Origin of the sequence: Bartonella sp. AA56HLJMS (assembly GCF_042197145.1) — a bacterium.
In the GTDB taxonomy this organism is placed as follows: Bacteria; Pseudomonadota; Alphaproteobacteria; order Rhizobiales; family Rhizobiaceae; genus Bartonella.
In genome coordinates, this window is the sequence record NZ_JBHIRL010000008.1 from 91,760 (window position 1) to 115,131 (window position 23,372).

General features: G+C 38.0%; 19 protein-coding genes, 2 tRNA genes and 3 pseudogenes. 1 reads left to right on the forward strand and 23 read right to left on the reverse strand.

Translation table 11 applies throughout. The annotated features are described in order from the left end of the window. Positions 1-2 precede the first annotated feature (2 nt). From ACFINI_RS05775 to ACFINI_RS05875, 21 genes and pseudogenes are all read right to left on the reverse strand, one after another. Positions 3-290, reverse strand: coding sequence for a succinate dehydrogenase assembly factor 2 (locus tag ACFINI_RS05775; protein WP_375646738.1), 288 nt, complete (start codon positions 288-290; stop codon positions 3-5). A 66-nt stretch (positions 291-356) separates the two neighbouring features. After that, the gene (locus tag ACFINI_RS05780) at positions 357-1,037 is read right to left on the reverse strand and encodes an ABC transporter ATP-binding protein (protein ID WP_375621231.1); all 681 of its coding nucleotides are present in this window, start codon (positions 1,035-1,037) and stop codon (positions 357-359) included. Beyond that, positions 1,037-2,305, reverse strand: a complete 1,269-nt coding sequence (locus tag ACFINI_RS05785) for a lipoprotein-releasing ABC transporter permease subunit (protein WP_273791270.1) — start codon at positions 2,303-2,305, stop codon at positions 1,037-1,039. The genes ACFINI_RS05780 and ACFINI_RS05785 overlap by 1 nt, the downstream gene beginning before the upstream one ends. 11 nt (positions 2,306-2,316) lie before the next feature. Beyond that, entirely contained in the window at positions 2,317-3,642 is a 1,326-nt protein-coding gene (gene proS, locus ACFINI_RS05790) for a proline--tRNA ligase (protein ID WP_375632246.1), read from the reverse strand. A 203-nt stretch (positions 3,643-3,845) separates the two neighbouring features. Next, complete coding sequence (locus tag ACFINI_RS05795) at positions 3,846-5,522, reverse strand: ribonuclease J (RefSeq protein ID WP_375646742.1); 1,677 nt, start codon at positions 5,520-5,522, stop codon at positions 3,846-3,848. Positions 5,523-5,567: 45 nt separating this feature from the next. Further along, positions 5,568-6,378: pseudogene (locus ACFINI_RS05800) on the reverse strand (biotin--[acetyl-CoA-carboxylase] ligase). Further along, entirely contained in the window at positions 6,378-7,832 is a 1,455-nt protein-coding gene (gene nuoN / locus ACFINI_RS05805) for an NADH-quinone oxidoreductase subunit NuoN (RefSeq protein WP_375646746.1), read from the reverse strand. Before nuoN ends, ACFINI_RS05800 begins: the two are co-directional and overlap by 1 nt. A gap of 17 nt (positions 7,833-7,849) precedes the next feature. Beyond that, entirely contained in the window at positions 7,850-9,319 is a 1,470-nt protein-coding gene (locus ACFINI_RS05810) for an NADH-quinone oxidoreductase subunit M (RefSeq protein ID WP_375646764.1), read from the reverse strand. Next, positions 9,319-11,283, reverse strand: a complete 1,965-nt coding sequence (nuoL, locus tag ACFINI_RS05815) for an NADH-quinone oxidoreductase subunit L (protein WP_375646750.1) — start codon at positions 11,281-11,283, stop codon at positions 9,319-9,321. The genes ACFINI_RS05810 and nuoL overlap by 1 nt, the downstream gene beginning before the upstream one ends. A gap of 6 nt (positions 11,284-11,289) precedes the next feature. Continuing rightward, a complete protein-coding gene (gene nuoK, locus ACFINI_RS05820; protein WP_273791275.1) occupies positions 11,290-11,598 on the reverse strand; it encodes an NADH-quinone oxidoreductase subunit NuoK in 309 nt (102 codons plus the stop codon). Between the two features lie 14 nt (positions 11,599-11,612). Then, positions 11,613-12,233, reverse strand: coding sequence for an NADH-quinone oxidoreductase subunit J (locus ACFINI_RS05825; protein WP_375621225.1), 621 nt, complete (start codon positions 12,231-12,233; stop codon positions 11,613-11,615). A 94-nt stretch (positions 12,234-12,327) separates the two neighbouring features. Beyond that, positions 12,328-12,819: an NADH-quinone oxidoreductase subunit NuoI gene (gene nuoI, locus ACFINI_RS05830; protein WP_273723184.1), complete on the reverse strand. Its 492-nt coding sequence runs from the start codon at positions 12,817-12,819 to the stop codon at positions 12,328-12,330. Between the two features lie 14 nt (positions 12,820-12,833). Continuing rightward, positions 12,834-13,880: an NADH-quinone oxidoreductase subunit NuoH gene (gene nuoH / locus ACFINI_RS05835; RefSeq protein WP_375629900.1), complete on the reverse strand. Its 1,047-nt coding sequence runs from the start codon at positions 13,878-13,880 to the stop codon at positions 12,834-12,836. A 2-nt stretch (positions 13,881-13,882) separates the two neighbouring features. Continuing rightward, positions 13,883-15,973, reverse strand: coding sequence for an NADH-quinone oxidoreductase subunit NuoG (gene nuoG, locus ACFINI_RS05840; RefSeq protein ID WP_375646753.1), 2,091 nt, complete (start codon positions 15,971-15,973; stop codon positions 13,883-13,885). Positions 15,974-16,041: 68 nt separating this feature from the next. Continuing rightward, on the reverse strand, positions 16,042-17,346 hold the full coding sequence (gene nuoF / locus ACFINI_RS05845) for an NADH-quinone oxidoreductase subunit NuoF (RefSeq protein ID WP_375646756.1): 1,305 nt from the start codon (positions 17,344-17,346) through the stop codon (positions 16,042-16,044). Between the two features lie 130 nt (positions 17,347-17,476). Beyond that, positions 17,477-18,167: pseudogene (nuoE, locus tag ACFINI_RS05850) on the reverse strand (NADH-quinone oxidoreductase subunit NuoE). Further along, positions 18,167-19,357, reverse strand: a complete 1,191-nt coding sequence (locus tag ACFINI_RS05855; protein WP_375611877.1) for an NADH-quinone oxidoreductase subunit D — start codon at positions 19,355-19,357, stop codon at positions 18,167-18,169. The pseudogene nuoE and the gene ACFINI_RS05855 overlap by 1 nt, the downstream one beginning before the upstream one ends. A gap of 120 nt (positions 19,358-19,477) precedes the next feature. Next, the gene (locus ACFINI_RS05860; protein ID WP_375611876.1) at positions 19,478-20,089 is read right to left on the reverse strand and encodes an NADH-quinone oxidoreductase subunit C; all 612 of its coding nucleotides are present in this window, start codon (positions 20,087-20,089) and stop codon (positions 19,478-19,480) included. Between the two features lie 14 nt (positions 20,090-20,103). Further along, positions 20,104-20,685, reverse strand: a complete 582-nt coding sequence (locus ACFINI_RS05865; RefSeq protein WP_375606831.1) for a NuoB/complex I 20 kDa subunit family protein — start codon at positions 20,683-20,685, stop codon at positions 20,104-20,106. Next, positions 20,676-21,041 carry an NADH-quinone oxidoreductase subunit A gene (locus ACFINI_RS05870; protein ID WP_005773599.1) on the reverse strand — a complete coding sequence of 122 codons (366 nt, stop codon included), beginning with the start codon at positions 21,039-21,041 and terminating at the stop codon, positions 20,676-20,678. The genes ACFINI_RS05865 and ACFINI_RS05870 overlap by 10 nt, the downstream gene beginning before the upstream one ends. Positions 21,042-21,338: 297 nt before the next feature. Continuing rightward, positions 21,339-21,415: transfer RNA gene (locus ACFINI_RS05875), tRNA-Asp, on the reverse strand. Positions 21,416-21,587: 172 nt separating this feature from the next. Here ACFINI_RS05875 and ACFINI_RS05880 point away from each other — a divergent pair. Then, a tRNA-Val gene (locus ACFINI_RS05880) sits at positions 21,588-21,663 on the forward strand. 34 nt (positions 21,664-21,697) lie between these two features. Here the strand turns inward: ACFINI_RS05880 and ACFINI_RS05885 are convergent. Further along, a pseudogene (locus ACFINI_RS05885) lies at positions 21,698-22,131 on the reverse strand (XRE family transcriptional regulator). Positions 22,132-22,180: 49 nt separating this feature from the next. Beyond that, positions 22,181-22,795 (reverse strand): hypothetical protein, encoded by a 615-nt coding sequence (locus ACFINI_RS05890; protein WP_375646760.1) that lies wholly within the window; start codon positions 22,793-22,795, stop codon positions 22,181-22,183. Between the last annotated feature and the right edge of the window lie 577 nt (positions 22,796-23,372).

The window sequence follows — 23,372 nt, forward strand, 5'->3', positions numbered from 1 at the left end:
AATCAATAACTTAAGCAAAAACGATAATTAGCAATATCACGAAAAAGTGGACTATCAACTTCAGAGGGGGGCAAAATTTCTCCAGTAATCCATGTGAGTAAATCACGATCATCAAAAGACATAATATACTCAAGCTCAGAGAGCGTTTTATCATTCATCTCAGTGATATGAGCATCAACATAATGCCCAAAAATGAGATCCATTTCACGAATACCGCGATGCCATGCACGAAAAATCAACCGACGACGACGAGCATCTAATTGATTTTTGTCAACGACAAAAACTGTCATAAAAAAATCTCCTTGAATAAAGTAATATAAACTATTCAATTAGTCGTATAAAGTTTTTACCTTGCTTTAAGGAAGTTCTATAATCTTTTGTTCTTTAAGTGTAATTCGACGATGCATTTGCTTAGCTAAAGCGTAATTATGTGTTGCAATAAGAGCAGAAAGACCAGACTGACGAACAAGGATAGATAAAGCTTGAAAGACATAAGCTGAAGTTACTGGATCAAGATTTCCTGTAGGTTCATCAGCCAAAAGAACCGAAGGGCCATTTGCTACTGCACGTGCAATAGCAACACGTTGTTGTTCTCCTCCCGATAACTCTGAGGGACGATGGTTCGCACGATGAGAAATACGCAGATACGTTAATAATTTGCGCGCACGATCTTCTGCTATGGATTTTTTTAATCCTGCTATCATTTGGGGTATCATGACATTTTCTAACGCCGTAAACTCTGGAAGTAAATGATGAAATTGATAAACAAAACCAATATCATTTCGTCTTATAGCTGTTCGCTCACTATCAGAGCGCTTTGCACAAGAAACACCCCGTAACATCACATCACCAGCTGTTGGTTTTTCTAATAATCCAGCAATATGAAGAAGTGTTGATTTTCCAGCACCAGATGGTGCAACAAGTGCGACAAGCTCTCCACGATTAAGAATAAAATTCGCTTTATCTAAAACAATGAGTGGCTTATGACTCTCGAAAAAGTGTCTTTCAATCTCTACAAGCTCTAAAATAGCTGTCATTATTCATACCTCAAAGCTTGTACGGGATCTAGCTTAGCAGCACGCCATGCCGGAATGAGAGCAGCAAGAAACGACAAGAATAAAGCCATCATAGCAACCAAGATGGTCTGTTTCCACTCAATTTGTGCAGGCAATTTTGTTAAAAAATAAAGTTGAGGATTAAAAACGTCGACATTAAATAACCAAGATATAAAATCTTGGATATGATTAATATTCGCGGTCGCGATAACACCTAAAACTAAACCCAATATAGTTCCAATAAAACCAATCATCATTCCTGTAATGATAAATATACGCAAAATCGCACTCTGTTGAGCCCCCATCGTGCGTAAAATGGCAATATCATGACTTTTATCTTTTACAAGCATAATCAGCCCTGAAATAATATTTAAAGCAGCAACAAGAACGATCAGAGAAAGAATGAAAAACATAACATTTCGTTCAATCTGTAAGGCTGAAAAAAAAGCCTGATTGCGTGTACGCCAATCAATTAAATAGACCTGTTGTTCAACTGCTTTTTCTACAACAGGTTTTATTTGATCAACAGCATCAGGATCATTTAGAAATAATTCCAAAGACTGAACCTTATCTCCCAAATTAAAAAACATTTGTGCTTCATGGAGAGGCATAAAGATAAATATTGAATCATATTCAGACATACCAACTTCAAAAATAGCAACGACTTTATAAGCTTTCACACGTGGGGTAACGCCAAAAGGAGTCTCATCACCATCTGGAGTAATAATACGAATATCTCTTCCAACTGTCAGTCCTAATTTTTCTGCTAAGCCACTTCCAATTGCAACACCTTCTTCTTGATCAAACCGAGAAATCGATCCTAATTTAATGTTTTGAGAGACTGTTTTAAGCTTTTCTAGATCTTGTTTGCGCATACCACGAACTAACGCGCCAGAGCCACCTTGAACTTCACCTTGAACAAGCGCTTGACCTTCAATAACAGGTAAAGCAAACTTCACACCATTTGTAGTTTCTAAAGAAGAAATAAGAGTCTTATAATCAGAGAAACCAGAATCAACTGTTTGAATAATAAGATGCCCATTCATACCAAGAATACGATTGAGAAGTTCTGTACGAAAGCCATTCATCACCGCCATAACAACAACCAGAGCAAATACGCCCAACATAATCCCAATAAGAGAAATAATTGAAATAACAGATGCAACGACATGTTTTTTATTGGGAATCATATAACGAAAAGCGATCATCCACTCATAAGATGAAAAGCATTTGTTTTTCAGCCTCTTCATAATATTTCCTATTAAATTATAGAAAGTTGGCTGAGCACATCTTCAACCTTTAGAGATTTTTTTATTCCTGTTTTTCGATCTTTAATTTCAACTTCATTTTGTGCAATACTGTTAGGACCAACAATGATTTGCGTTGGCAAACCAATCAAATCCATTGTTGCAAATTTTGATCCAGGGCGTTCATTTCTATCATCTAATAACGGATCAAAACCAACCTTCTTTAATCCCTGATAGAGAAACTCACATGCCTGTGTGCATTTTTCATCATCGGGCTTCATATTGATAATCCCAAAATCAAACGGTGCCATCGACTTTGGCCAAATAATACCATTTTCATCATGAGAAGCCTCAATAGCGGCCGCAACAAGACGCGAAGGCCCAATACCATAAGATCCCATAGAGACCACATGCTCTTTTCCATCTTGTCCCATAACTTTTGCTCCCATTGGAGCAGAATATTTAGTACCAAAGTGGAAAATATGCCCTACTTCAATACCGCGCGCTGAAAGACGATTATGATCAGAAACTTTAGCCCACTCCTCTTCATTATGCATTTCTTCCGTTGCTGCATAAAAAGATGTCCATTGCTTAACAATATCATCTAAAACAGCTTTATCACTAAAATCGATTGAACTATCAGGAACGGTAAGTTCAAGAAATTGTTTATCACAGAAGATAGCACTCTCTCCTGTTTCAGCCAAAATGATAAATTCATGACTGAGTTCCCCCCCTATTGGACCTGTATCTGCACGCATAGGAATTGCTTTTAAGCCAAGGCGAGAAAAAGTGCGTAAATAAGCAACAAACATACGATTATAAGATGTTTCAGAGCCTTCATAATCAAGATCAAAAGAATAAGCATCTTTCATTAAAAATTCTCGTGCTCGCATCACACCAAAACGTGGACGAATTTCATCACGAAATTTCCATTGAATATGATATAAATTAAGCGGAAGATCTTTATAAGAACGAACATAAGAGCGAAAAATATCTGTTACCATCTCTTCATTGGTTGGACCGTAAAGTAAATCACGCTTTTGACGATCTTTAATGCGGAGCATTTCCAAACCATAATCATCATAACGACCGCTTTCACGCCAAAGATCAGCAGACTGAATTGTAGGCATCAATATTTCTATTGCACCCGCACGTTCTTGCTCTTCACGAATAATTTTACAAACTTTATCAAGCACTTTTTTTCCCAAAGGAAGCCAAGAATAAATCCCTGATGTTTGTTGTCGAATCATTCCAGCGCGCAACATGAAGCGATGAGAAACAATTTCTGCTTCTTTAGGATTCTCTTTTAAAAGTGGAAGGAAATATTGAGAAAGACGCATTGAAATAATTAACTCCTAATCAGATATATCATATCGGAACAATTTATCACACCCTCTATTCATCTATAGCCGCATTCTGAATACTTGCAAATATAACGATCTTATCATTTAAAAATTTATTGTGCTTTATTCTCTATTTTTCTTATTTAGCAATAAAATAAAAATGCTCTTCTCTTTTTTAATAACGTAATAGGAAAGTTTTTTTATTTTGACCGATGTAAAAAAACTGTACAGATAGGTTTTTTTTGCCAAATTTCATGAACAGCCGCTCTCACTGCACGTCGTGTTGCCTCTCGAATAAGTTCATTATTTTTCTGTTTCATGCGTGGGATATTATAAACTGTATTTTCTATGATATCTAAAAGAATATCTTTTAAACTTTCCCCCTTTCCATTACTTTCAGGTAACCCGAATGTTGTTAGACCTATATCCCCTAATAATTCATGCTTACTATTTATATGGAGAGAAATAGTAACATGACCAGCATAACTTAGTTTGCGGCGTTCACGAATCCCTAATTCATCTTCATCTCCAATTAGGCAACCATCTTTATAGATGCGGCCAACAGGAACTTGATCAACAACCTTCACAGGCTCTGGTGCAAGACGTAACATATGGCCATTTCTGATATCCATAACAGTTTTAATACCCGCTTGACGTGCTAAAGTTGCCTGAGCCTTAAGATGCATTGCTTCCCCATGTACAGGGACAAGTATTTGTGGCTTTATCCAATCATACATCTGTAAAAGTTCTGAACGACGGGGATGACCTGAAACATGAACAAGTGCATCTTCATTCGTAATAATTTTAATACCCAAATCAATGAAACGATTTTGTACCTCAATAATCGCTTTTTCGTTTCCTGGAATACTTCGTGATGAATAAATAACGGTATCACCAGCGGAAAGTGCAATATTTTTCATTCCATCACGTGACAGTTTAGCCAAAGCAGCACATGGCTCACCTTGGCTCCCTGTGACAATTAAAACAAGATCTTTTCGCGAGATGTAGCCATAATCATCTTCCGTAACAAATGGTGCTAAATCATTCATATAACCAAGCTCTTGTGCAACCATAATACTTCGCTTAAGGGAACGCCCAATGACAAACACCTTACGTCCAGCAGCTTCAGCTGCAAGAGCAATAGAACGTATCCGACCAATATTAGAAGAAAAAGTTGCTATCGCAACGCGCCCTTCAGCTTTAGAAATAATCTCTGAAAGACTGGCTTGAACTTGCTGTTCTGAAGGAGAGATACCATCCCGACATGCATTTGTGGAATCACAAAGTAATGCTAAAATACCTTTTTTGCCTAAAGCACGAAATCTTTTTTCATCGGTTACAGCCCCGAGTGAAGGGGTATGATCAATTTTCCAATCACCAGTATGAATCACAGTCCCCAAAGAGGTTGTAATTGCTAAAGATACAGATTCTGGTATTGAATGGTTAACGGCTATAGCCTCTACAGCAAAGGAACCTACCTGAAAACAATCACCAGCTTGAAAAATATTGAGTAAAATTTTTTGAGATTCAAAATCTAATTGTTTTTTAGTTTCCAATAATCCTGCCGTAAAAGGCGTACAGTAAATCGGTACTTGTAACTTTGGACATAAATCAAGAACGGCCCCATAATGATCTTCATGTGCATGTGTTAAAACAAGACCCCGTATATTGTGTTTTTCACTTTCTAGAAAACGAATATCAGGCAAAACAAGATCGACACCTGGTAATTCAGAACCAGCAAAACTAACCCCCATATCAACCAGCAGCCATTCACGAAGACTTTGGGGACCAAATCCGTAAGCAGCTAAATTCATCCCTATCTCACCTACACCTCCCAGAGGTAAAAAAACAAATTCATTCTTATTGGCTGCAACCATAAACATCTCCCAAATCATTAAGGTATTTGATGATAAAATAATTTTTCAACAACGGCCTGCATTAGACAGAATCAGCCAAACCAAAATGAACATCCCCAGCTGTTATAATTGCTGTCTGACCGTCTTTTTGCTTTATGATGCAGTTAAAATCACTATCAAGACCATCAAAAATACCCTCAATGACTTTTTCATCATTCACCACTTTGACATATTTCCCAAGATGAGCGGAGTATAAAAGCCATTTTTTTCGGATTATTTCACATCCTTTTGGTTGTTTCCAAAGAAGGTAATTTTTAGAAAAACACTCCGTCAAAACCGTAAATAATTGTTCTGCATCAATATGCAAACCGATATTCTTTAAGCTTGAAGTGGAATAGGGCGCATCTTCATAATTATATTTCACATTTATTCCAATACCAATAACCAAGGCATATTGTTGTGATGACAATTTTAAAATCTCAAGCAAAACTCCAGAGCTTTTTTCTCCTCTGAGCAAAATATCGTTTGGCCATTTTAAGCTCACAATATTGTTTGTCTGCTTTTCCTCTTTTATCAATTGTTTTATTGCCTCTGCCACACTTACTCCAGCAACAAAACCAAGTTGAGCCGCAGTTTGATGAACAATATCATCAATTAATAAAAGACTAGAATAAAGGTTCCCTTTTGGACTAGACCAAGTCCTCCCTCTTCTTGCTCTTCCCTGTGATTGTTCTTGTGCAACAATCCAAAGATTACCTTGATGACCAGTTTGCGCTTTTCGTTGCGCAATGAGATTTGTTGAATCAACACTATCGTACGCTTCAACAGTGTATCCCTGTTTTTGTGCAAAATCTGATAAAGTATAAACCATATTCATTAAAACAATGCTGTTGCTGCTTTTTCTGCTAGCTCAGCGAACCAAACTCCAAAAAGCGCGTAAAATAAAATAAAGAATACAGAAAGACCAAGACAAAATTGAAGCTCTTTCGATAAAGCAACAAAATGCGCTTGTGCATCATCAAACCACATAATTTTAATGACTCGCAAATAGTAAAAAGCCCCAACGACAGACGCTATCATCCCAACGACAGCAAGTGGCGTAAGCCCAGCGTGGACAGCAGCAGAAAAGGTATACCACTTTCCAAAAAAACCAGCCATAGGTGGTATACTGGCTAAAGAGAAAAGCTGTATTGTCATCACAACAGCCATAAACGGATTCGTCTTTGCTAACCCTGAAAGATCATAAATATTTTCAACATTTCCATTCTGAGAGCGCATTCCAAGAATAAAGGCAAATGAACCAAGCGTCATTCCAAGATAAATAGTCATATAAAGGATAACGCTTTTTATCCCAAGCATATCTCCAGCAGATAAACCAACAAGTGCATAACCCATATGACTGATCGACGAATAAGCCATTAAGCGCTTAATATTATTCTGACCGATTGCAGCAAAAGCACCCAGTATCATTGATGCAATCGCCATGAACACCAAAATTTGTTGCCATGCAGGCATCACGTTATCAACACGCCCTAGGGGAATAAAGGTCACCACAATAATACGGATGATTAAAGCCATTGCAGCAACTTTAGGGGCACCAGCAAAAAATGCTGTAATCGGTGTGGGCGCTCCTTCATAAACATCAGGTGTCCACATATGAAACGGAACAGCAGAAATTTTGAAAGCCAAACCAGCTAAAATAAAGACAATTCCAAAAATGACCCCCAATTGTACATTTTTACCTTTTAAAGCAAGAGCAATTTCGTGAAAACCAATTTGACCGGTAAAACCATAAAGTAAAGAAATACCATAAAGAAGCAACCCTGAAGATAATGCTCCTAAAACAAAGTATTTTATACCGGCTTCAGAAGATTTCACATTATTACGATTAATCGCTGCTAAAACATATAAAGCTAAAGATTGCAATTCTAACCCCATATAAAGCGACAGCATATTACCCGCTGAAATCATAAACATCATTCCAAGGGTTGCTAAAAGAACAAGTACTGGAAACTCAAATATATTAAACTTTTGTGCATTGGCAAAACCAACAGACATGATAAGAGAAAAGAGTGCACCAATAAGCATTAAAATTTTCATATAACGACTAAAGGAATCGATAACGAGCGCATTGGTTTGAAATGAACCATTTTTCGGAAAAACTATAAGAATAATAATGGTTGCCACAAGAAGTGCCATGGCTAAACCTGTCACTGTTAAAGAAGCACGTGTATTGGAATAAACACCAATCATAAGTAGCACGACAGCTCCTAATGCGATTAAAAGCTCCGGAAGAATTAAGACTAATTGCGCTATTATTTCAGTTTGCATGTGCATTCTTCCCTTATCTAGTGCAGTTTATTGATGAGGGTTTCTACGGAAAACGCCGTTGCCTTAAGAATAGGCGTTGGATAGATACCAAAGAATATTGTAAGAATAACCATTGGATAAAGGAGGAATTTTTCTCTTAAAGAAAGATCTATTAATACTTTTAAATTTTCTTTATCCAAGGAACCAAAAACCACACGCCGATAAAGATAAAGGGCATAGGCTGCCGATAAGATAACACCTGTTGTTGCTAAAACAACAACCAATTTATTTACTTGAAAAACACCTATTAAGGTTAAAAACTCACCCAAAAATCCTGAGCTTCCAGGCAAACCAACATTTGCCATAGTGAAAATTAAGAAAACAACAGCATATTTAGGCATATTATTCACTAAACCACCAAACGCTGAAATTTCACGTGTATGTAAGCGATCATAGATAACCCCAACACAAAGAAACAATGCTGCTGAAACAATTCCATGGGATAGCATCTGATAAATAGCCCCTTGTATCCCCTGTTCATTCGCAGCAAAAATACCCATTGTCACATACCCCATATGTGCTATTGAAGAATAAGCAATAAGTTTTTTGATGTCACTTTGAACAAGTGCAACCAGTGATGTATAAATAATAGCGATAAGCGATAATGTGAAAACAAAAGGCGCAAAATCTGCTGAAGCGATAGGAAACATAGGTAAAGAAAAACGCAGAAAACCATACCCACCTAATTTGAGTAAGACACCAGCTAAAATAACGGAACCCGCTGTCGGTGCTTCTACGTGAGCATCAGGGAGCCATGTATGAACTGGCCACATTGGCATTTTAACTGCGAAAGAAGCAAAAAATGCAAGCCATAGCCATATTTGCATATGAGCAGGAAACTGATAATTGAGTAAAGTTGGTATATCAAGTGTCCCAGCCTCCCAATACATAACCATAAGAGCAACCAGCATAAGCACTGAACCAAGTAAAGTATATAAGAAAAACTTTATACTTGCATAAACACGACGTGCTCCTCCCCATACACCTATAATGATAAACATTGGAATGAGGCTGCCTTCAAAAAAAACATAGAATAGCATTGCATCAAGAGCACAAAAAACGCCAATAATCGCAACTTCTAGAAGAAGAAACGCAATCATATAAGCCTTTAATCTCTCTTTAACATTCTCCCAACTTGCTAAAATACAGAAAGGCAAAAGAAAAGCCGAGAGAACAACAAAAAGAATAGAAATACCATCAACCCCCATATGATAGCTAATACCACCCCCTAACCAACTGTATTTTTCAACCATTTGAAAATTTTGGTTGCTAGAATCAAATCCTATCCAAATAATTAAAGAAATAATAAAAACAAATAGAGTCGTAAAAAATGCGACATTACGTATATTATGGCGTGCTACTTCACTATCATCTTTGATAAACAAAATCAGAAGCACACCAACAAGCGGCAAAAATGTAACCGTAGAAAGAATAGGCCAATCGGTCATTAGTTTACGCCCCCGATCATCATCCATGTAATGAGCAATGCAACGCCGATAAGCATTGCAAATGCATAGTGGTAAAGATAGCCTGTTTGCATTCGAACAACTCTATTTGTAATATCAACAACACGCGCTGCAATACCATTAGGACCTAGACCATCAATAATCTTACCGTCTCCCACTTTCCAAAGAAAAGAACCAATTCTAAAGGTAGGACGAACAAACAAAAAGTTATATAATTGATCAAAATACCATTTTTGGTAAAGAAAGTTATATGTTCTTGGCATAATACGAACCATTTTCTTAGGAAGAGATGGGATAGAAACATAAAATAAATAAGCTAAGATAAACCCAAGAAGCATCGCTATAAATGGCGACCATTTTACCCAATTAAAGACATGGTGGGCATCATGAAGAATGTGATTATGGCTGCTTGTAAATAATGCTCCCTTCCAAAAAGCATTATACAAATCACCAAAAAAGTAAGGTTGGAAAAAGACACCAGAAAATATTGCTCCAATAGATAAAAGAAAAAGTGGAATCAACATAACTGGAGGCGATTCATGAACATGATGCATCACATCAACTGTTGCCCGTGGTTTACCATGGAATGTCATAAAGATAAGCCGCCATGAATAGAAACTTGTTAAAAAGGCAGCAAAAACAAGAAGATAAAAAGCATATCCTGAAGCAATATTATGAGATGCAAAAGCAGACTCTATAATCGCATCTTTTGAGAAAAAACCTGCAGTCCCGAAAAGTGTTCCTGGAATTCCAACACCGGTCAAGGCAATGGTCCCGACCATCATCATCCAATAGGTGACCTTTATATGTTTGCGTAACCCACCCATTTTTCGCATATCTTGTTCATCAGATACAGCATGAATCACAGAACCTGCACCAAGAAACAATAAGGCTTTAAAAAAAGCATGCGTAAAAAGATGAAAGACAGCAGCGCCATAAGCTCCAACACCTAATGCCACGAACATATAACCAAGTTGAGAGCATGTAGAATAAGCAATAACACGCTTAATATCATTCTGCACCAACCCCACAGTTGCTGCAAAAAACGCTGTTGTTGCACCAACAATAATAATCACGGTCAAAGCAGTTGAAGAAAGTTCAAAAATTGGCGACATACGCGCAACCATAAAAACACCAGCCGTTACCATTGTAGCGGCATGAATAAGCGCTGATACAGGGGTTGGTCCTTCCATTGCATCAGGCAGCCAAGTATGTAAAAGAAATTGTGCGGATTTTCCCATCGCACCAATAAATAATAAAAGACATGTAATGGTAATTGCCGTCTGCCCATCAAATTGCCAATCTAAAAATGTCATATTTTGTATAAAGCTCTTGTCGGCAGCTTTTGCAAAAATAGAGGCAAAATCAACCGATTGGAACAAAACAAAAATACTAAAGATTCCTAAGAGAAAACCAAAGTCTCCAACACGGTTAACTACAAAAGCTTTCATTGCGGCCTTATTAGCAGAATCGCGCTGAAACCAAAAACCAATGAGTAAATAAGAAGCAAGTCCGACACCTTCCCATCCAAAAAACATCTGAATCAAATTATTGGATGTGACCAACATAAGCATCATAAATGTAAACAAAGAAAGATAAGAAAAAAAACGAGACCTTGAAGGGTCATGGTGCATATAACCAATTGAATAAATATGCACCAATGCCGAAACACTGTTTACAACAATAAGCATGACAGCTGTTAATGTATCAACATGTAAAGCCCAATTAAAGCTTAAGTCACCAACAGTCATCCAATGTAATACCAATACATCAATCGCTGGAATATGACCAAGTGCAATACTGAAAAATGCTATCCACGATAATATGGCAACAACAACCATAAAGCTACATGTTATCAATTCACTCGCACGATCTCCTATCGTTTTTCCACCTAGTGCAGCAATTAAAAAACCCAAAAGCGGAAGAAAGACAATCGTATAATACATCACTGGTTAGCCTTTCATTACATTAACATCTTCAACCGCAATGGAACCACGATTACGGAAAAAAACGACCAGAATTGCTAAACCAATGGCAGCTTCAGCAGCTGCTACGGTTAAGACAAATAAAGCGAATACCTGACCAACGAGATCATGAAGAAATGCTGAAAATGCAACAAAATTGAGATTAACTGAAAGCAATATAAGCTCAATGGACATCAAGATAATAATCACATTTTTTCTGTTGAGAAAAATTCCAGCAATACCAATTGTAAACATCAAAGCAGAAACAGTGAGATAATGTGTAATATCAATATACATCTACATAGCCCCCCTTACATACCTTTGCCTGATTCAACTTGTTTGATTTCAATGGCACTTTCTACCGTTCTAGAAACTTGCTCCGCAATAGATTGCCGCTTTACTCCTAATTTATGACGAAGTGTTAGAACAATAGCTCCAATCATTGCAACCAATAAAATCATTCCAGCAATTTGAAAATAGAAAACATAATCCGTATAGAGAATATCACCTAATGCTTGTGTATTTGTTCGCTGCGCTAAATCTGGCATTGGTTGCGTAACATGCGTTCTCAAGACTGGAGAAAAATAGCTACTCATAAAAACAACAATCAATTCTACAGCGATAATAATGCCAATAAGAGCCCCAATCGGAGCATACCGAAGAGTTCCACTCTTTAACTCAGCAAAATCAACATCAAGCATCATAACGACAAATAAAAATAAAACAGCGACAGCTCCAACATAAACAACAAGCAGAATAAGCCCCAAAAACTCTGCTCCTGCAAGTAAAAACAAAGCTGCTGCATTAAAAAATGCGAGGATTAAAAACAAAACAGAATGCACTGGATTGCGTGCTGTAATAACAATAACTGCACTTGTTAGCATAATAAAAGCAAACAAATAGAAAAATGCCGCCGCTAGATCTGTTAGCATAGGCTTCTCCTTAATTATTCAAACAATTGGTATAAACTTCATACCAGATTACAATTTATCGGAAAAATATCCGACACCTCATTTAACGATACACTTAACGATAAGGCGCATCCATCAATATATTTCGAGCAATTTCTCGCTCCCAGCGATCTCCATTCAATAAAAGCTTTTCTTTATCATAATAAAGTTCTTCACGTGTTTCCGTCGCAAACTCAAAATTTGGACCTTCGACAATAGCTTCAACCGGACAGGCTTCTTGACAAAAACCACAGTAAATACATTTAACCATGTCTATATCATAACGGACAGTTCTACGTGTACCATCATTGCGCCGTGGCCCAGCTTCAATTGTAATCGCTTGAGCAGGACAAATCGCTTCACATAATTTACAAGCAATACACCGTTCTTCACCATTTGGATAGCGACGCAATGCATGCTCACCGCGAAAACGCTGAGATACAAAACCTTTTTCATAAGGATAATTAATCGTGGGTTTTGGTGAAAAAAATTGACGCATAGCTAAGAAAAAAGCACTCACAAATTCCAATAGAAGAAGTGACTTTGCCGCCTGAATAAAACCTGACATCGTAAAATCTCCTCTTAAACGAAATCCGTAAACTTTAAAAAAGCAGCAGTTATCACAACCATTGTTAGTGAGAGAGGAAGAAAAACCTTCCAACCAAGCCGCATGAGCTGATCATAGCGATAACGTGGAACAAATGCTTTGACCATAGCAAACCAAAAAAATACAAAACAAACTTTTAAAACAAACCAAATGATACCAGGAACCCAATTAAGCCACCAAACATCTAAGGGAGGCAGCCAACCGCCTAAAAATAGAATGGTTGTTAATGCGCACATTAAAACAATCGCAACATATTCACCTAGAAAGAAGAGCATGTAAGGCGTTGAAGAATATTCTACCATATGACCAGCAACAAGTTCAGATTCTGCTTCCACCAAATCGAATGGAGGACGGTTTGTCTCTGCAAGCGCAGAAATAAAAAATATAATAAACATTGGAAAAAGGACCAACCAATTCCAATCGAGAAAACTGTTAAAAGGAAGACCAAGAGTTGTACCAAGCCCGTGCGTTTGTTTAAAAACAATTGTTGTGAGATCTAACGAACCACTTATTAAAATGACAGTCACAAGCACAAAACCAATGGAAACTTCATAAGAAACCATTTGTGCCGCCGAACGAAGAGCTCCTAAGAAAGGATATTTTGAATTTGATGCCCATCCCCCCATAATAACACCATAAACTTCAAGAGATGAAATGGCTAAAATATAAAGCAAGCCAACATTAATCTTTGCAACCTCCCAGCCCTCATTGACAGGAATAACAGCCCAAGTTGATAAAGCAAGTGTCGCTGAAACAAAAGGAGCCAAAAGAAAAACCCCCTTATTTGCACCTGCTGGGATAATAGGTTCTTTCACAACAAATTTAATTAAATCTGCAAAAGACTGTAACAAACCCCATGGTCCAACAACGTTTGGTCCACGACGCAATTGTACCGCTGCCCAAATTTTTCTATCGGCATAAAGAAGATAAGCAACTAAGACCAAAAGAACGACCAAAAGAAGAAGTGTTTTTCCGATTATAATGAGTAATGGCAACAGCCAAGTCATAAAGAAATCATACATCATTATTCCTTTTCCTTTGCCCTTACTTTACTGTTTGTGTAGCACGTTTTTTTTGCAAGAGATGAACATTCAGCCATAACAGCAGAAGCACGTGCTATCGGATTTGTTAAATAAAAATCTTTAACCATAGAAGTAAATGCTTGACTCTCGAGAGAAACCATTTTTGAACCAAGCGCCTTAAGACCACTTATATCAGAAGGCACTATATCATCAACAGCACCAAGGTGTGGATAATCATTAAACAAGCATTGCCTTAATTGAGAAAGAGAATCAAAAGGGAGCTTTTGTCCTAAAATATCCGATAAAGCACGCAAAATAGCCCAATCTTCTTTTGCTTCACCTGGAGCAAAACCAGCCCGATTTGTCATTTGAACACGTCCTTCTGTATTCACATAAAGCCCTGATTTTTCAGTGTAAGCAGATGCAGGCAAAATAACGTCAGCAGCATGTGCACCATTATCACCATGGCTCCCAATATAAACTGTAAAAGCTTTTGTATTGGCTAATTCTACTTCATCAGCACCAAGCAAAAATAGAACTTCACAGGTTTTAAGTATATTTGCAACCCCAAGCTTAGAAGTAAAGCCTATGTCCAACCCTCCAACAATCGATGCTGCATTATGAAGAACCCCAAACCCATTCCATGTCTCACTAAGAGCACCTATATTATCAGCTAATTTAGCAAGACTTTTTAAAACAGATAAACCTTCACTTCCTGAAACCGCTCCCTCTCCGATAAGAATAAGGGGCCTCTTCGCTTCTTTTAAGACATTAAAAAAAACATCCTCTCCACGAATAAGTGTCGTTAATGTATCACTCCCAGATCCAAGGTAAGAATAAGGATAACGTAAATCGACTTTCTCTCCAATTAATGCAATAGGAAAATTGCCCATCCGTTGGCGCTTTAAAATACGCGCATTTAAAACAGCTGCTTCATGACGTGGATTAGATCCCACAATAAGCAGTGCATCAGCCTGTTCAATACCTACAATTGTAGGATTAAAAATATAACTCGAGCGCCCAAACTCTGGCGATAAAGCCCCTCCTCTTTGACGACAATCAAAAAGCGTTGATCCCAAAGAACTCAATAATGCTTTAAGGGCATACATTTCTTCAACAGAAGCAAGATCCCCCGCAATGGCTCCAATTTTTTCTGGAAAAATTTTAGAGATTACCATTTTAATTTTTGCAAAAGCTTCTGTCCAACTGACAGGTTGAAGCTTTCCATCTTTGCGTACATATGGCTTATCAAGCCGCTGAGTCCGTAATCCATCCCAAATAAAACGCGTTTTATCAGAGATCCATTCCTCATTTACATCTTCATTCGTACGCGGCATAATCCGCATAACTTCACGGCCGCGGCTATCAATACGGATAGCACTACCAAGCGCATCCATCACATCAATCGATTCCGTTTTTACCAATTCCCACGGACGGGCATGAAACGCATAAGGTTTTGAAGTTAAAGCTCCCACTGGACAAAGATCAATAACATTTCCCTGTAACTCAGATGTCATAGCTTTTTCAAGATACGTCGTAATTTCAGCATCTTCACCACGACCGATCAAACCAAGTTCAGAAATACCTGCAACTTCCGTTGTAAAACGAACACACCGTGTACAATGAATACACCGTGTCATAACAGTTTTGACGAGAGGTCCAATATATTTATCTTCTACAGCACGTTTATTTTCTGTATAACGAGAACAATCTCGTCCATAAAGCATTGCTTGATCTTGAAGATCACACTCTCCCCCTTGATCACACACTGGACAATCCAAAGGATGATTAATGAGAAGAAATTCCATAACACCTTCACGTGCTTTTTTTACCATCGGTGTATTGGTAAAAATCTCAGGTGCCTCACCGTTAGGCCCCAATCGTAAATCACGAACCCCCATAGCACAAGAAGCCTGAGGTTTTGATGGACCACCCTTAACCTCAACTAAACACATACGACAATTTCCAGCAATTGACAAAGATTCATGAAAACAAAAACGTGGAATTTCTACCCCAGCCGCCTCAGCAGCCTGAAGCAAAGTGTAATAATCAGGAACTTCAATCTCTTTGCCATCAACTTTGATATTTATCATCACCCATCCAACCTGCGGATAACCCACTTAAAATTTGCATTCGGTTGCTCTTAAAACAAAATCCTTTATTAAACCGCTTCTAAAGCAATATTTTTGCTTTGGACTACATTTCGCGTGTATTCATCAATTCTACGCTCGATTTCCGGACGAAAATTACGTATCAACCCCTGTACAGGCCATGCGGCAGCATCACCAAGCGCACAAATAGTGTGTCCTTCAACCTGTTTAGACACTTCAAACAAAAGATCAATCTCGCGTTTTTGCGCTCTTCCCTCAACCATACGCCCTAAAAGACGCATCATCCATCCCGTCCCCTCACGACACGGTGTACACTGACCACAACTCTCGTGCTTGAAAAAAGCAGCTATACGCCAAATTGCCTTGATAATATCGGTTGATTTATCCATAACAATCATTCCCCCTGTGCCAAAAGAAGACCCGACATTTCGCATCCCATCAAAATCCATGATCGCATCGATCATATCCTCACCACGAACGACTGGACAAGAAGCCCCCCCTGGAATAACTGCTAAAAGATTATTCCATCCACCACGAACACCACCCGTATGTTTTTCAATTAATTCACGGAATGAAACACCAAGAGCGTCTTCAAATGTACAAGGTGCATTAACATGCCCTGAAACCATAAATAATTTCGTTCCAACATTATTTGCTCGTCCGATTGATGAAAACCACGAAGCACCCCGCCGCAAAATCGTTGGAACAACGGCAATAGACTCTACATTATTTACTGTTGTTGGACAGCCATAAATCCCCATATTGGCAGGAAATGGTGGTTTAAGCCGAGGTTGTCCCTTTTTCCCCTCAAGACTTTCAAGAAGAGCTGTTTCTTCACCACAAATATAAGCACCCGCTCCATGATGAATAACAATATCACAAGCATGCCCATATTTCGTTTTTTTGCCAAGTAAACCCGCATCATAGCATTCATCAACGGCAGCTTGAAGCGCTTCACGTTCACGAATATATTCACCACGAATATAAATAAAAGCAACATTGGCTCCCATAGCAAAAGTAGCGATTGCACATCCTTCAATCAAAGTGTGGGGGTCATGACGTAAAATATCACGGTCTTTACAAGTTCCAGGTTCAGATTCATCGGCATTGACAACCAAATAATGAGGACGCCCATCATTCTGCTTTGGCATAAAGGACCACTTCACTCCAGTAGGAAAACCAGCACCACCACGACCGCGTAAACCCGATGCCTTCACTTCATCAATGATCCAATCACGGCCTTTGTCAATCATTTCTTTCAGACCATTCCAATGCCCACGCAACATCGCAGCCTTTAATGATTTGTCTTTTAAACCATAAATATTGGTGAAGATACGATCTTTATCAGCTAGCATGCCCCACCTTTTTTTTCTATTACCCATAGCATTTTCTGCTTTTCCTCAAATGCAATTTTTAAATATCTTTTCAAGATTTCTTACTTTTCGTTAAATGTTGCCATCATGGGTAGAATAATAAAATATTTTCTCAAGAAAAATACTTAATTATGTTCCCCATTCTTTCCTTATCCTTTTTTGGTGAAGACTTGAGAGATCTTTTTTTCTTTCTCATCATCAATAAGAGAAGTTAAACCACTAATCGGTTCCGACGATTTACGACTATTTTGCGGACCAACCGTTATCTCAGAACCCTTACCTGCTTCAAATGCATCAATAATTTCTTCAAGGCGTTCAGCTGTAAGATCTTCATAAGTATCTTTAAAAATCATAACCATCGGAGCATTCACACAAGCACCAAGACACTCCACCTCTTCCCATGATAAGGTTCCATCCTGATTGGTCGCAAAAGGTTCATGATGAATTTTTTTCTGACAAACTTTAATCAATTCATCAGAACCACGTAACATACAAGGCGTTGTACCACAAACTTGAATATGCGCTTTTGTTCCAACAGGCTTAAGCTGAAACTGAGTATAAAAAGTAGCAACTTCTAAGACACGGATATAAGCCATGGAAAGAATCTGAGCAATATGCTCAATCGCAGCACGTGTCACCCAACCATCTTGCTCTTGAGCACGCATTAATAATGGAATTACAGCAGACTGCTGACGCCCTGCAGGATATTTTTTTATGGTATTTTTTACCCATATCTGATTTTCTTTTGTAAAAGAAAACTCAGCAGGCTGATAAACATCATCTGCAAGACGGCGTACGGACATTAGCGATCAACCTCCCCAAAAACAATATCAATCGAACCCAAAATAGCTGTAGCATCTGCTAACATATGACCTCTGGTTAAAAAATCCATAGCTTGGAGATGAGCAAACCCAGGAGCACGCAACTTGACACGATAAGGCTTATTGGTTCCATCAGAAACAAGATAAACACCAAACTCACCCTTCGGAGCTTCCACAGCAACATATACTTCTCCAGGAGGTGTATGAAAACCTTCCGTATAGAGTTTAAAGTGATGAATCAGTGCTTCCATCGAGCTTTTCATTTCACTCCGCGTCGGTGGTACAATTTTGCGATCCAAGCTCGAAACCGGTCCATTTTTTTCAGTACTCAGTAAACGCTCCACACATTGGCGCATAATTTTCGCTGATTGACGCATTTCTTCCATACGAATAAGATAGCGATCATAACAATCGCTATTTTTACCTATAGGAATATCGAATTCCATTTCATCGTAACATTCATAAGGCTGACTTTTACGCAAATCCCATGGAACACCAGCGCCACGAATCATAACCCCAGAAAAACCGCGTGCCCAAGCTTCATCAATACTTACAACGCCAATATCCACATTACGCTGCTTAAAAATCCGATTTGGGGTCACAAGCGCATCAAGTTTTCCGAGAGAAATAAGAAATGGATCAATAAAATCACCAATATCCTCAACTAAAGATTCTGGTAAATCTTGATGCACGCCACCAGGACGAAAATAATTTGCATGAAGACGAGCACCACAGGCACGCTCATAAAAAATCATCAATCTTTCACGTTGCTCAAATCCCCAAAGCGGTGGTGTTAAAGCACCAACATCCATTGCCTGTGTCGTTACATTAAGCAAATGATTAAGAATACGCCCAATTTCAGAAAACAAAACACGTATTAATTGCCCTCTTTTAGGAACTTTTATATCTAATAACTTTTCAATAGCAAGAACAAAAGCATGTTCCTGATTCATAGGAGCGACATAATCCAAACGATCTAGATAAGGACCAGCTTGAAGATAAGTCTTTGTTTCCATTAATTTTTCAGTACCGCGATGCAACAACCCAATATGTGGATCTACACGCTCAACAACTTCACCGTCCAGCTCCAGAACCATGCGCAAAACCCCATGCGCGGCAGGATGCTGCGGACCAAAATTGATATTAAAGTTTCGAACATTGACCTCAGCCACAATCAACCCCTTGCTTTTTAAAAAACTTCATATCAAATATCAAAAAATCTATCACGCTAAAAAATATTTAATTATTTAAGAAATACAGTACTCTAATATAATGCCTTATCAAAACCAATATTATTTTTTTTCATCTGCTTTCCCATCACATGGCAAAGTATACTGTCCTCCTTCCCAAGGAGAAAGAAAATCAAAATTACGCATCTCTTGGCGCAAAACAACAGGCTCATAAATCACCCTCTTTGCTTCATTATCATAACGGCATTCAACAAATCCTGTCACAGGAAAGTCTTTGCGTAAAGGATATCCTTCAAACCCATAATCTGTTAAAATCCGTCTCAAATCTGGGTGTCCTGAAAATAAAACCCCATACATATCATACGTTTCACGTTCATACCACTCTGCGCCAGGATAAACCGTACAAGCTGAAGCAACAGGAGTATTTTCATCCGTACGAACTTTTACACGTAAGCGTAAATTCTCACGAGGAGATAACAATTGGTAAGAAACATCAAAGCGCTTATCGCGAAAAGGATAATCCACACCACTAATGTCTGTAAGATTAATAAATTGACAGCGAGGATCATCACGAACAAACATTAAGACATCGATAATTGCATCAAGACGTGCCACAATGGTCAATTCACCAAAAGCAAGAACAGTCTCTTCAAGCTTATTTTTTAATTTGTTTTCCAAATAAGCAGCAAGCTCAACCAATGTTTCATCCACCATGACAAGAAAACTCTCTATCGCTCTATGGATCCGGTACGACGGATTTTTTTCTGTAGCAACAATATGCCGTATAATAATGCCTCTGCTGTAGGTGGACACCCTGGGACATATATATCGACAGGCACGATACGATCACATCCCCGCACTACTGAATAGGAATAATGATAATATCCCCCACCGTTTGCACATGATCCCATAGAAATGACATAACGTGGCTCTGGCATCTGATCGTACACTTTTCTTAAAGCAGGAGCCATCTTATTTGTTAGAGTACCTGCCACCACCATCACATCTGACTGGCGGGGTGAAGCTCGTGGTGCATATCCAAAACGCTCATTATCATAATGAGGCATTGAGCATTGCATCATTTCGATAGCACAACAAGCCAAACCAAAACTCATCCACATTAAAGAACCGGTACGTGCCCAAGTAATCAAAGCATCTGCCGAGGTAACTAAAAACCCCTTATCTGATAATTCAGCATTGATATCACGAAAAAACTTATCGTCAGATCCTATCAGCCCACCAGTATTTGGATCAATAATTCCTTTTGGTTTTGGAGCCTCAATCGTTGAATTATTAGATCTTAATTCCATTCAAGGGCTCCTTTTTTCCATTCATATATAAATCCAATAGTCAAAATCGCTAAAAACACAATCATCGACCAAAAGCCAAACATACCTATTGATTCGAATGAAACAGCCCAAGGAAAAAGAAATGCAACTTCAAGATCAAAAATAATAAATAAAATTGACACCAAATAGAAACGAATATCAAACTTCATGCGTGCATCACTAAATGAATTAAACCCACATTCATAAGCCGATAATTTTTCAGGATCAGGGGAACGATATGCTACAATGTAAGGTGTAATCAACAAAACTCCAGCAATAACCGCTGACACAATAATGAAAATCAAGACTGGCAAATAAGAGCTCAATAAATAAGCCATAACCCTCTTCCATCGTAACGAAATGCCTGAGTTTAACACAATGATTCAATATTGCGAGACCAAACAGACAAATTTAACAATCGCTCTATTAACTCTATTCATACTGCTTCAAAGGCATACAGAGCGATACTTTTCTTATCGGCATAGGTAACGCAGAGCAAAGAAAGACGCAAGCCCTATTCTTATAAACCATATAAAAAGAAAGAAAAAACATATTTATTCCCAATCAAACACTCCACCACATCACTCATAGCATATGGATATTTTAAAAAGGAAATTTCATAAGGAATCAAAAAATGGCGCGAGTGACGGGGCTCGAACCCGCGACCTCCGGCGTGACAGGCCAGCACTCTAACCAACTGAGCTACACCCGCGCATTTTTTCGAACCAATTTAATTTGGTACAAGCGGTCGTGTAAGGGGTTCATGCGTTTATGTCAAGAAGGATTATGCATTTTTAAAAAAAATTATCAAATACCATCTTTATTCTTGCGTTTAGAAAAATTTTTCCTTAAAGAGTCTCCATTCAATTGCTGATCATTGCATTGGGCGATTAGCTCAGCTGGTAGAGCGCCTCGTTTACACCGAGGATGTCGGGAGTTCGAGTCTCTCATCGCCCACCATATAGCTTTATATTCCTATTAAGTTTTTGATTCTTCATATATTTTTAAAAGATAAGGGATGCCTAAATAAAGTTAGGGGAATATGGTTTTTACTCTTTCCTTTACAAAGCGCATTCTTTTTGCCAGCTTTCTCTAACAATTTTTTAATAGTTCTAAATCTTCTTGTGAAATAATGTTTATCAGTCTAGCAAACATACCAACAGCTTCACATCTAAATGTATCAGAAGACTTTATAGTGAAACTTTTACAATAAGAATCCGATTCTCTTTTCAAAATTTCTGCTACCTCTTGATCTAAACCATAAAGCTCTATGATCTTTTCCTCCAGTCCTACAGGAACAGATTTTTTGCTAATCTCGACAGAAGATAAAAATCCTACAGATATATCTAATTTCTTAGCCATATCTAAGAAGTGTTCGGAGTGATCAATGCGAAGTTTCCGTAAAATTTTACCAAAGGGTGTAAGTATTTAAATAAAACGCGTAAGGGTATAAGCTTTACGGCATAAACTGAGAAAATTATCCACCAATAATATGTTTCACGCAATCAGCAATGTGATTTACCTTCTTTGCATTAGCAGCAACTCCATTAAATTTTTTTATAATCCAATCAGCTCCTGTTCCAAGATGTGTAATCCATGTTTTTTGAACAATAGGCTCAACAGCCCTCACAGTTTCTTCAGTAGATGTAGTTAATTCCAGAAATCTTTCACAAACAATTCGAGGCGCTTCAAAATCATTTGCTTCATTACGTACGGTAAACAAATTATCCAAATTATCGTCGTTAATAAGATAAGGGGAATGCGTCGAATAAATTACTTTATTGCCTTTTATGCTCGATAACGTTTGTAAGGAGCTTAATATTTTTCTCTGTGGATGAATACGTAAATTATTTGCTGGCTCATCCAATAAAAAAACTATTCCATTTTTGCTTCTATGCCTGCGAACTTCTGTAAGAACTTTAAAACAAAAAAACCAACGAAACCCTTTACTTCTCTCATGTAAATAAAAAAAGAGGTTATTTGCTTTAATTTGTAAACAATAATCTACAAAACCACTGACAGTATCGTGATCACTATTAGATTTTTCTATTATACAATAATCAAAAAGGCTCTTCCCTTCAGTAATATCCACCCAACCTTCCTTCACTACTGACTTCAAATAACCATTGATCAATCCTATACGCTGCTTAACAGCATCGTTGTCATCACAATCGACAATATCTTCCTGAAAACTAATACCAAGATTTTTTTCTTATTTTGTACTCGATTGGATGAGCCATAAACATACCGACATACTTGGCTCGCATCTCCAAGACAAGTATGGGCACTTATGGGATTCATGATCACTTTCCACCAGTTACTGCCAGCAGGTATTGTCTCATAAGTATAGCCATTACCGCCAATAATTCTGCTTACAAAGTCATATCTATTCCCATCAAAGCCAATAATAATTTGTTTGCCGTCACTCACATACCCTAACAGACCGGATGCAACTAAAACATTAAAGGCTGGTCCATAGAGATTGATAGTCGTGTTTTCGTTGGCTATACCGTGAACACCTTCTTGTATGACAGATACAAGATATTGATTTATAATGATAATCTAGCTCTGTTCATATTGAATTAGACGCCCGAATAACGTAGGATTCTCTCATTTCAAATCTGTTTATCTTGAATCAATCAAAACCACTTACTTGCACGTCACAAGCG

Coding starts and splice junctions, on each gene's coding strand:
- ACFINI_RS05775 (WP_375646738.1), bottom strand. CDS start 290: ATGACAGTTTTTGTCGTTGACAAAAATCAATTAGATGCTCGTCGTCGT.
- ACFINI_RS05780 (WP_375621231.1), bottom strand. CDS start 1,037: ATGACAGCTATTTTAGAGCTTGTAGAGATTGAAAGACACTTTTTCGAG.
- ACFINI_RS05785 (WP_273791270.1), bottom strand. CDS start 2,305: ATGAAGAGGCTGAAAAACAAATGCTTTTCATCTTATGAGTGGATGATC.
- proS (WP_375632246.1), bottom strand. CDS start 3,642: ATGCGTCTTTCTCAATATTTCCTTCCACTTTTAAAAGAGAATCCTAAA.
- ACFINI_RS05795 (WP_375646742.1), bottom strand. CDS start 5,522: ATGGTTGCAGCCAATAAGAATGAATTTGTTTTTTTACCTCTGGGAGGT.
- nuoN (WP_375646746.1), bottom strand. CDS start 7,832: ATGCAAACTGAAATAATAGCGCAATTAGTCTTAATTCTTCCGGAGCTT.
- ACFINI_RS05810 (WP_375646764.1), bottom strand. CDS start 9,319: ATGACCGATTGGCCTATTCTTTCTACGGTTACATTTTTGCCGCTTGTT.
- nuoL (WP_375646750.1), bottom strand. CDS start 11,283: ATGTATTATACGATTGTCTTTCTTCCGCTTTTGGGTTTTTTAATTGCT.
- nuoK (WP_273791275.1), bottom strand. CDS start 11,598: ATGTATATTGATATTACACATTATCTCACTGTTTCTGCTTTGATGTTT.
- ACFINI_RS05825 (WP_375621225.1), bottom strand. CDS start 12,233: ATGCTAACAGATCTAGCGGCGGCATTTTTCTATTTGTTTGCTTTTATT.
- nuoI (WP_273723184.1), bottom strand. CDS start 12,819: ATGTCAGGTTTTATTCAGGCGGCAAAGTCACTTCTTCTATTGGAATTT.
- nuoH (WP_375629900.1), bottom strand. CDS start 13,880: ATGTATGATTTCTTTATGACTTGGCTGTTGCCATTACTCATTATAATC.
- nuoG (WP_375646753.1), bottom strand. CDS start 15,973: ATGATAAATATCAAAGTTGATGGCAAAGAGATTGAAGTTCCTGATTAT.
- nuoF (WP_375646756.1), bottom strand. CDS start 17,346: ATGCTAGCTGATAAAGATCGTATCTTCACCAATATTTATGGTTTAAAA.
- ACFINI_RS05860 (WP_375611876.1), bottom strand. CDS start 20,089: ATGGTGGATGAAACATTGGTTGAGCTTGCTGCTTATTTGGAAAACAAA.
- ACFINI_RS05865 (WP_375606831.1), bottom strand. CDS start 20,685: ATGGAATTAAGATCTAATAATTCAACGATTGAGGCTCCAAAACCAAAA.
- ACFINI_RS05870 (WP_005773599.1), bottom strand. CDS start 21,041: ATGGCTTATTTATTGAGCTCTTATTTGCCAGTCTTGATTTTCATTATT.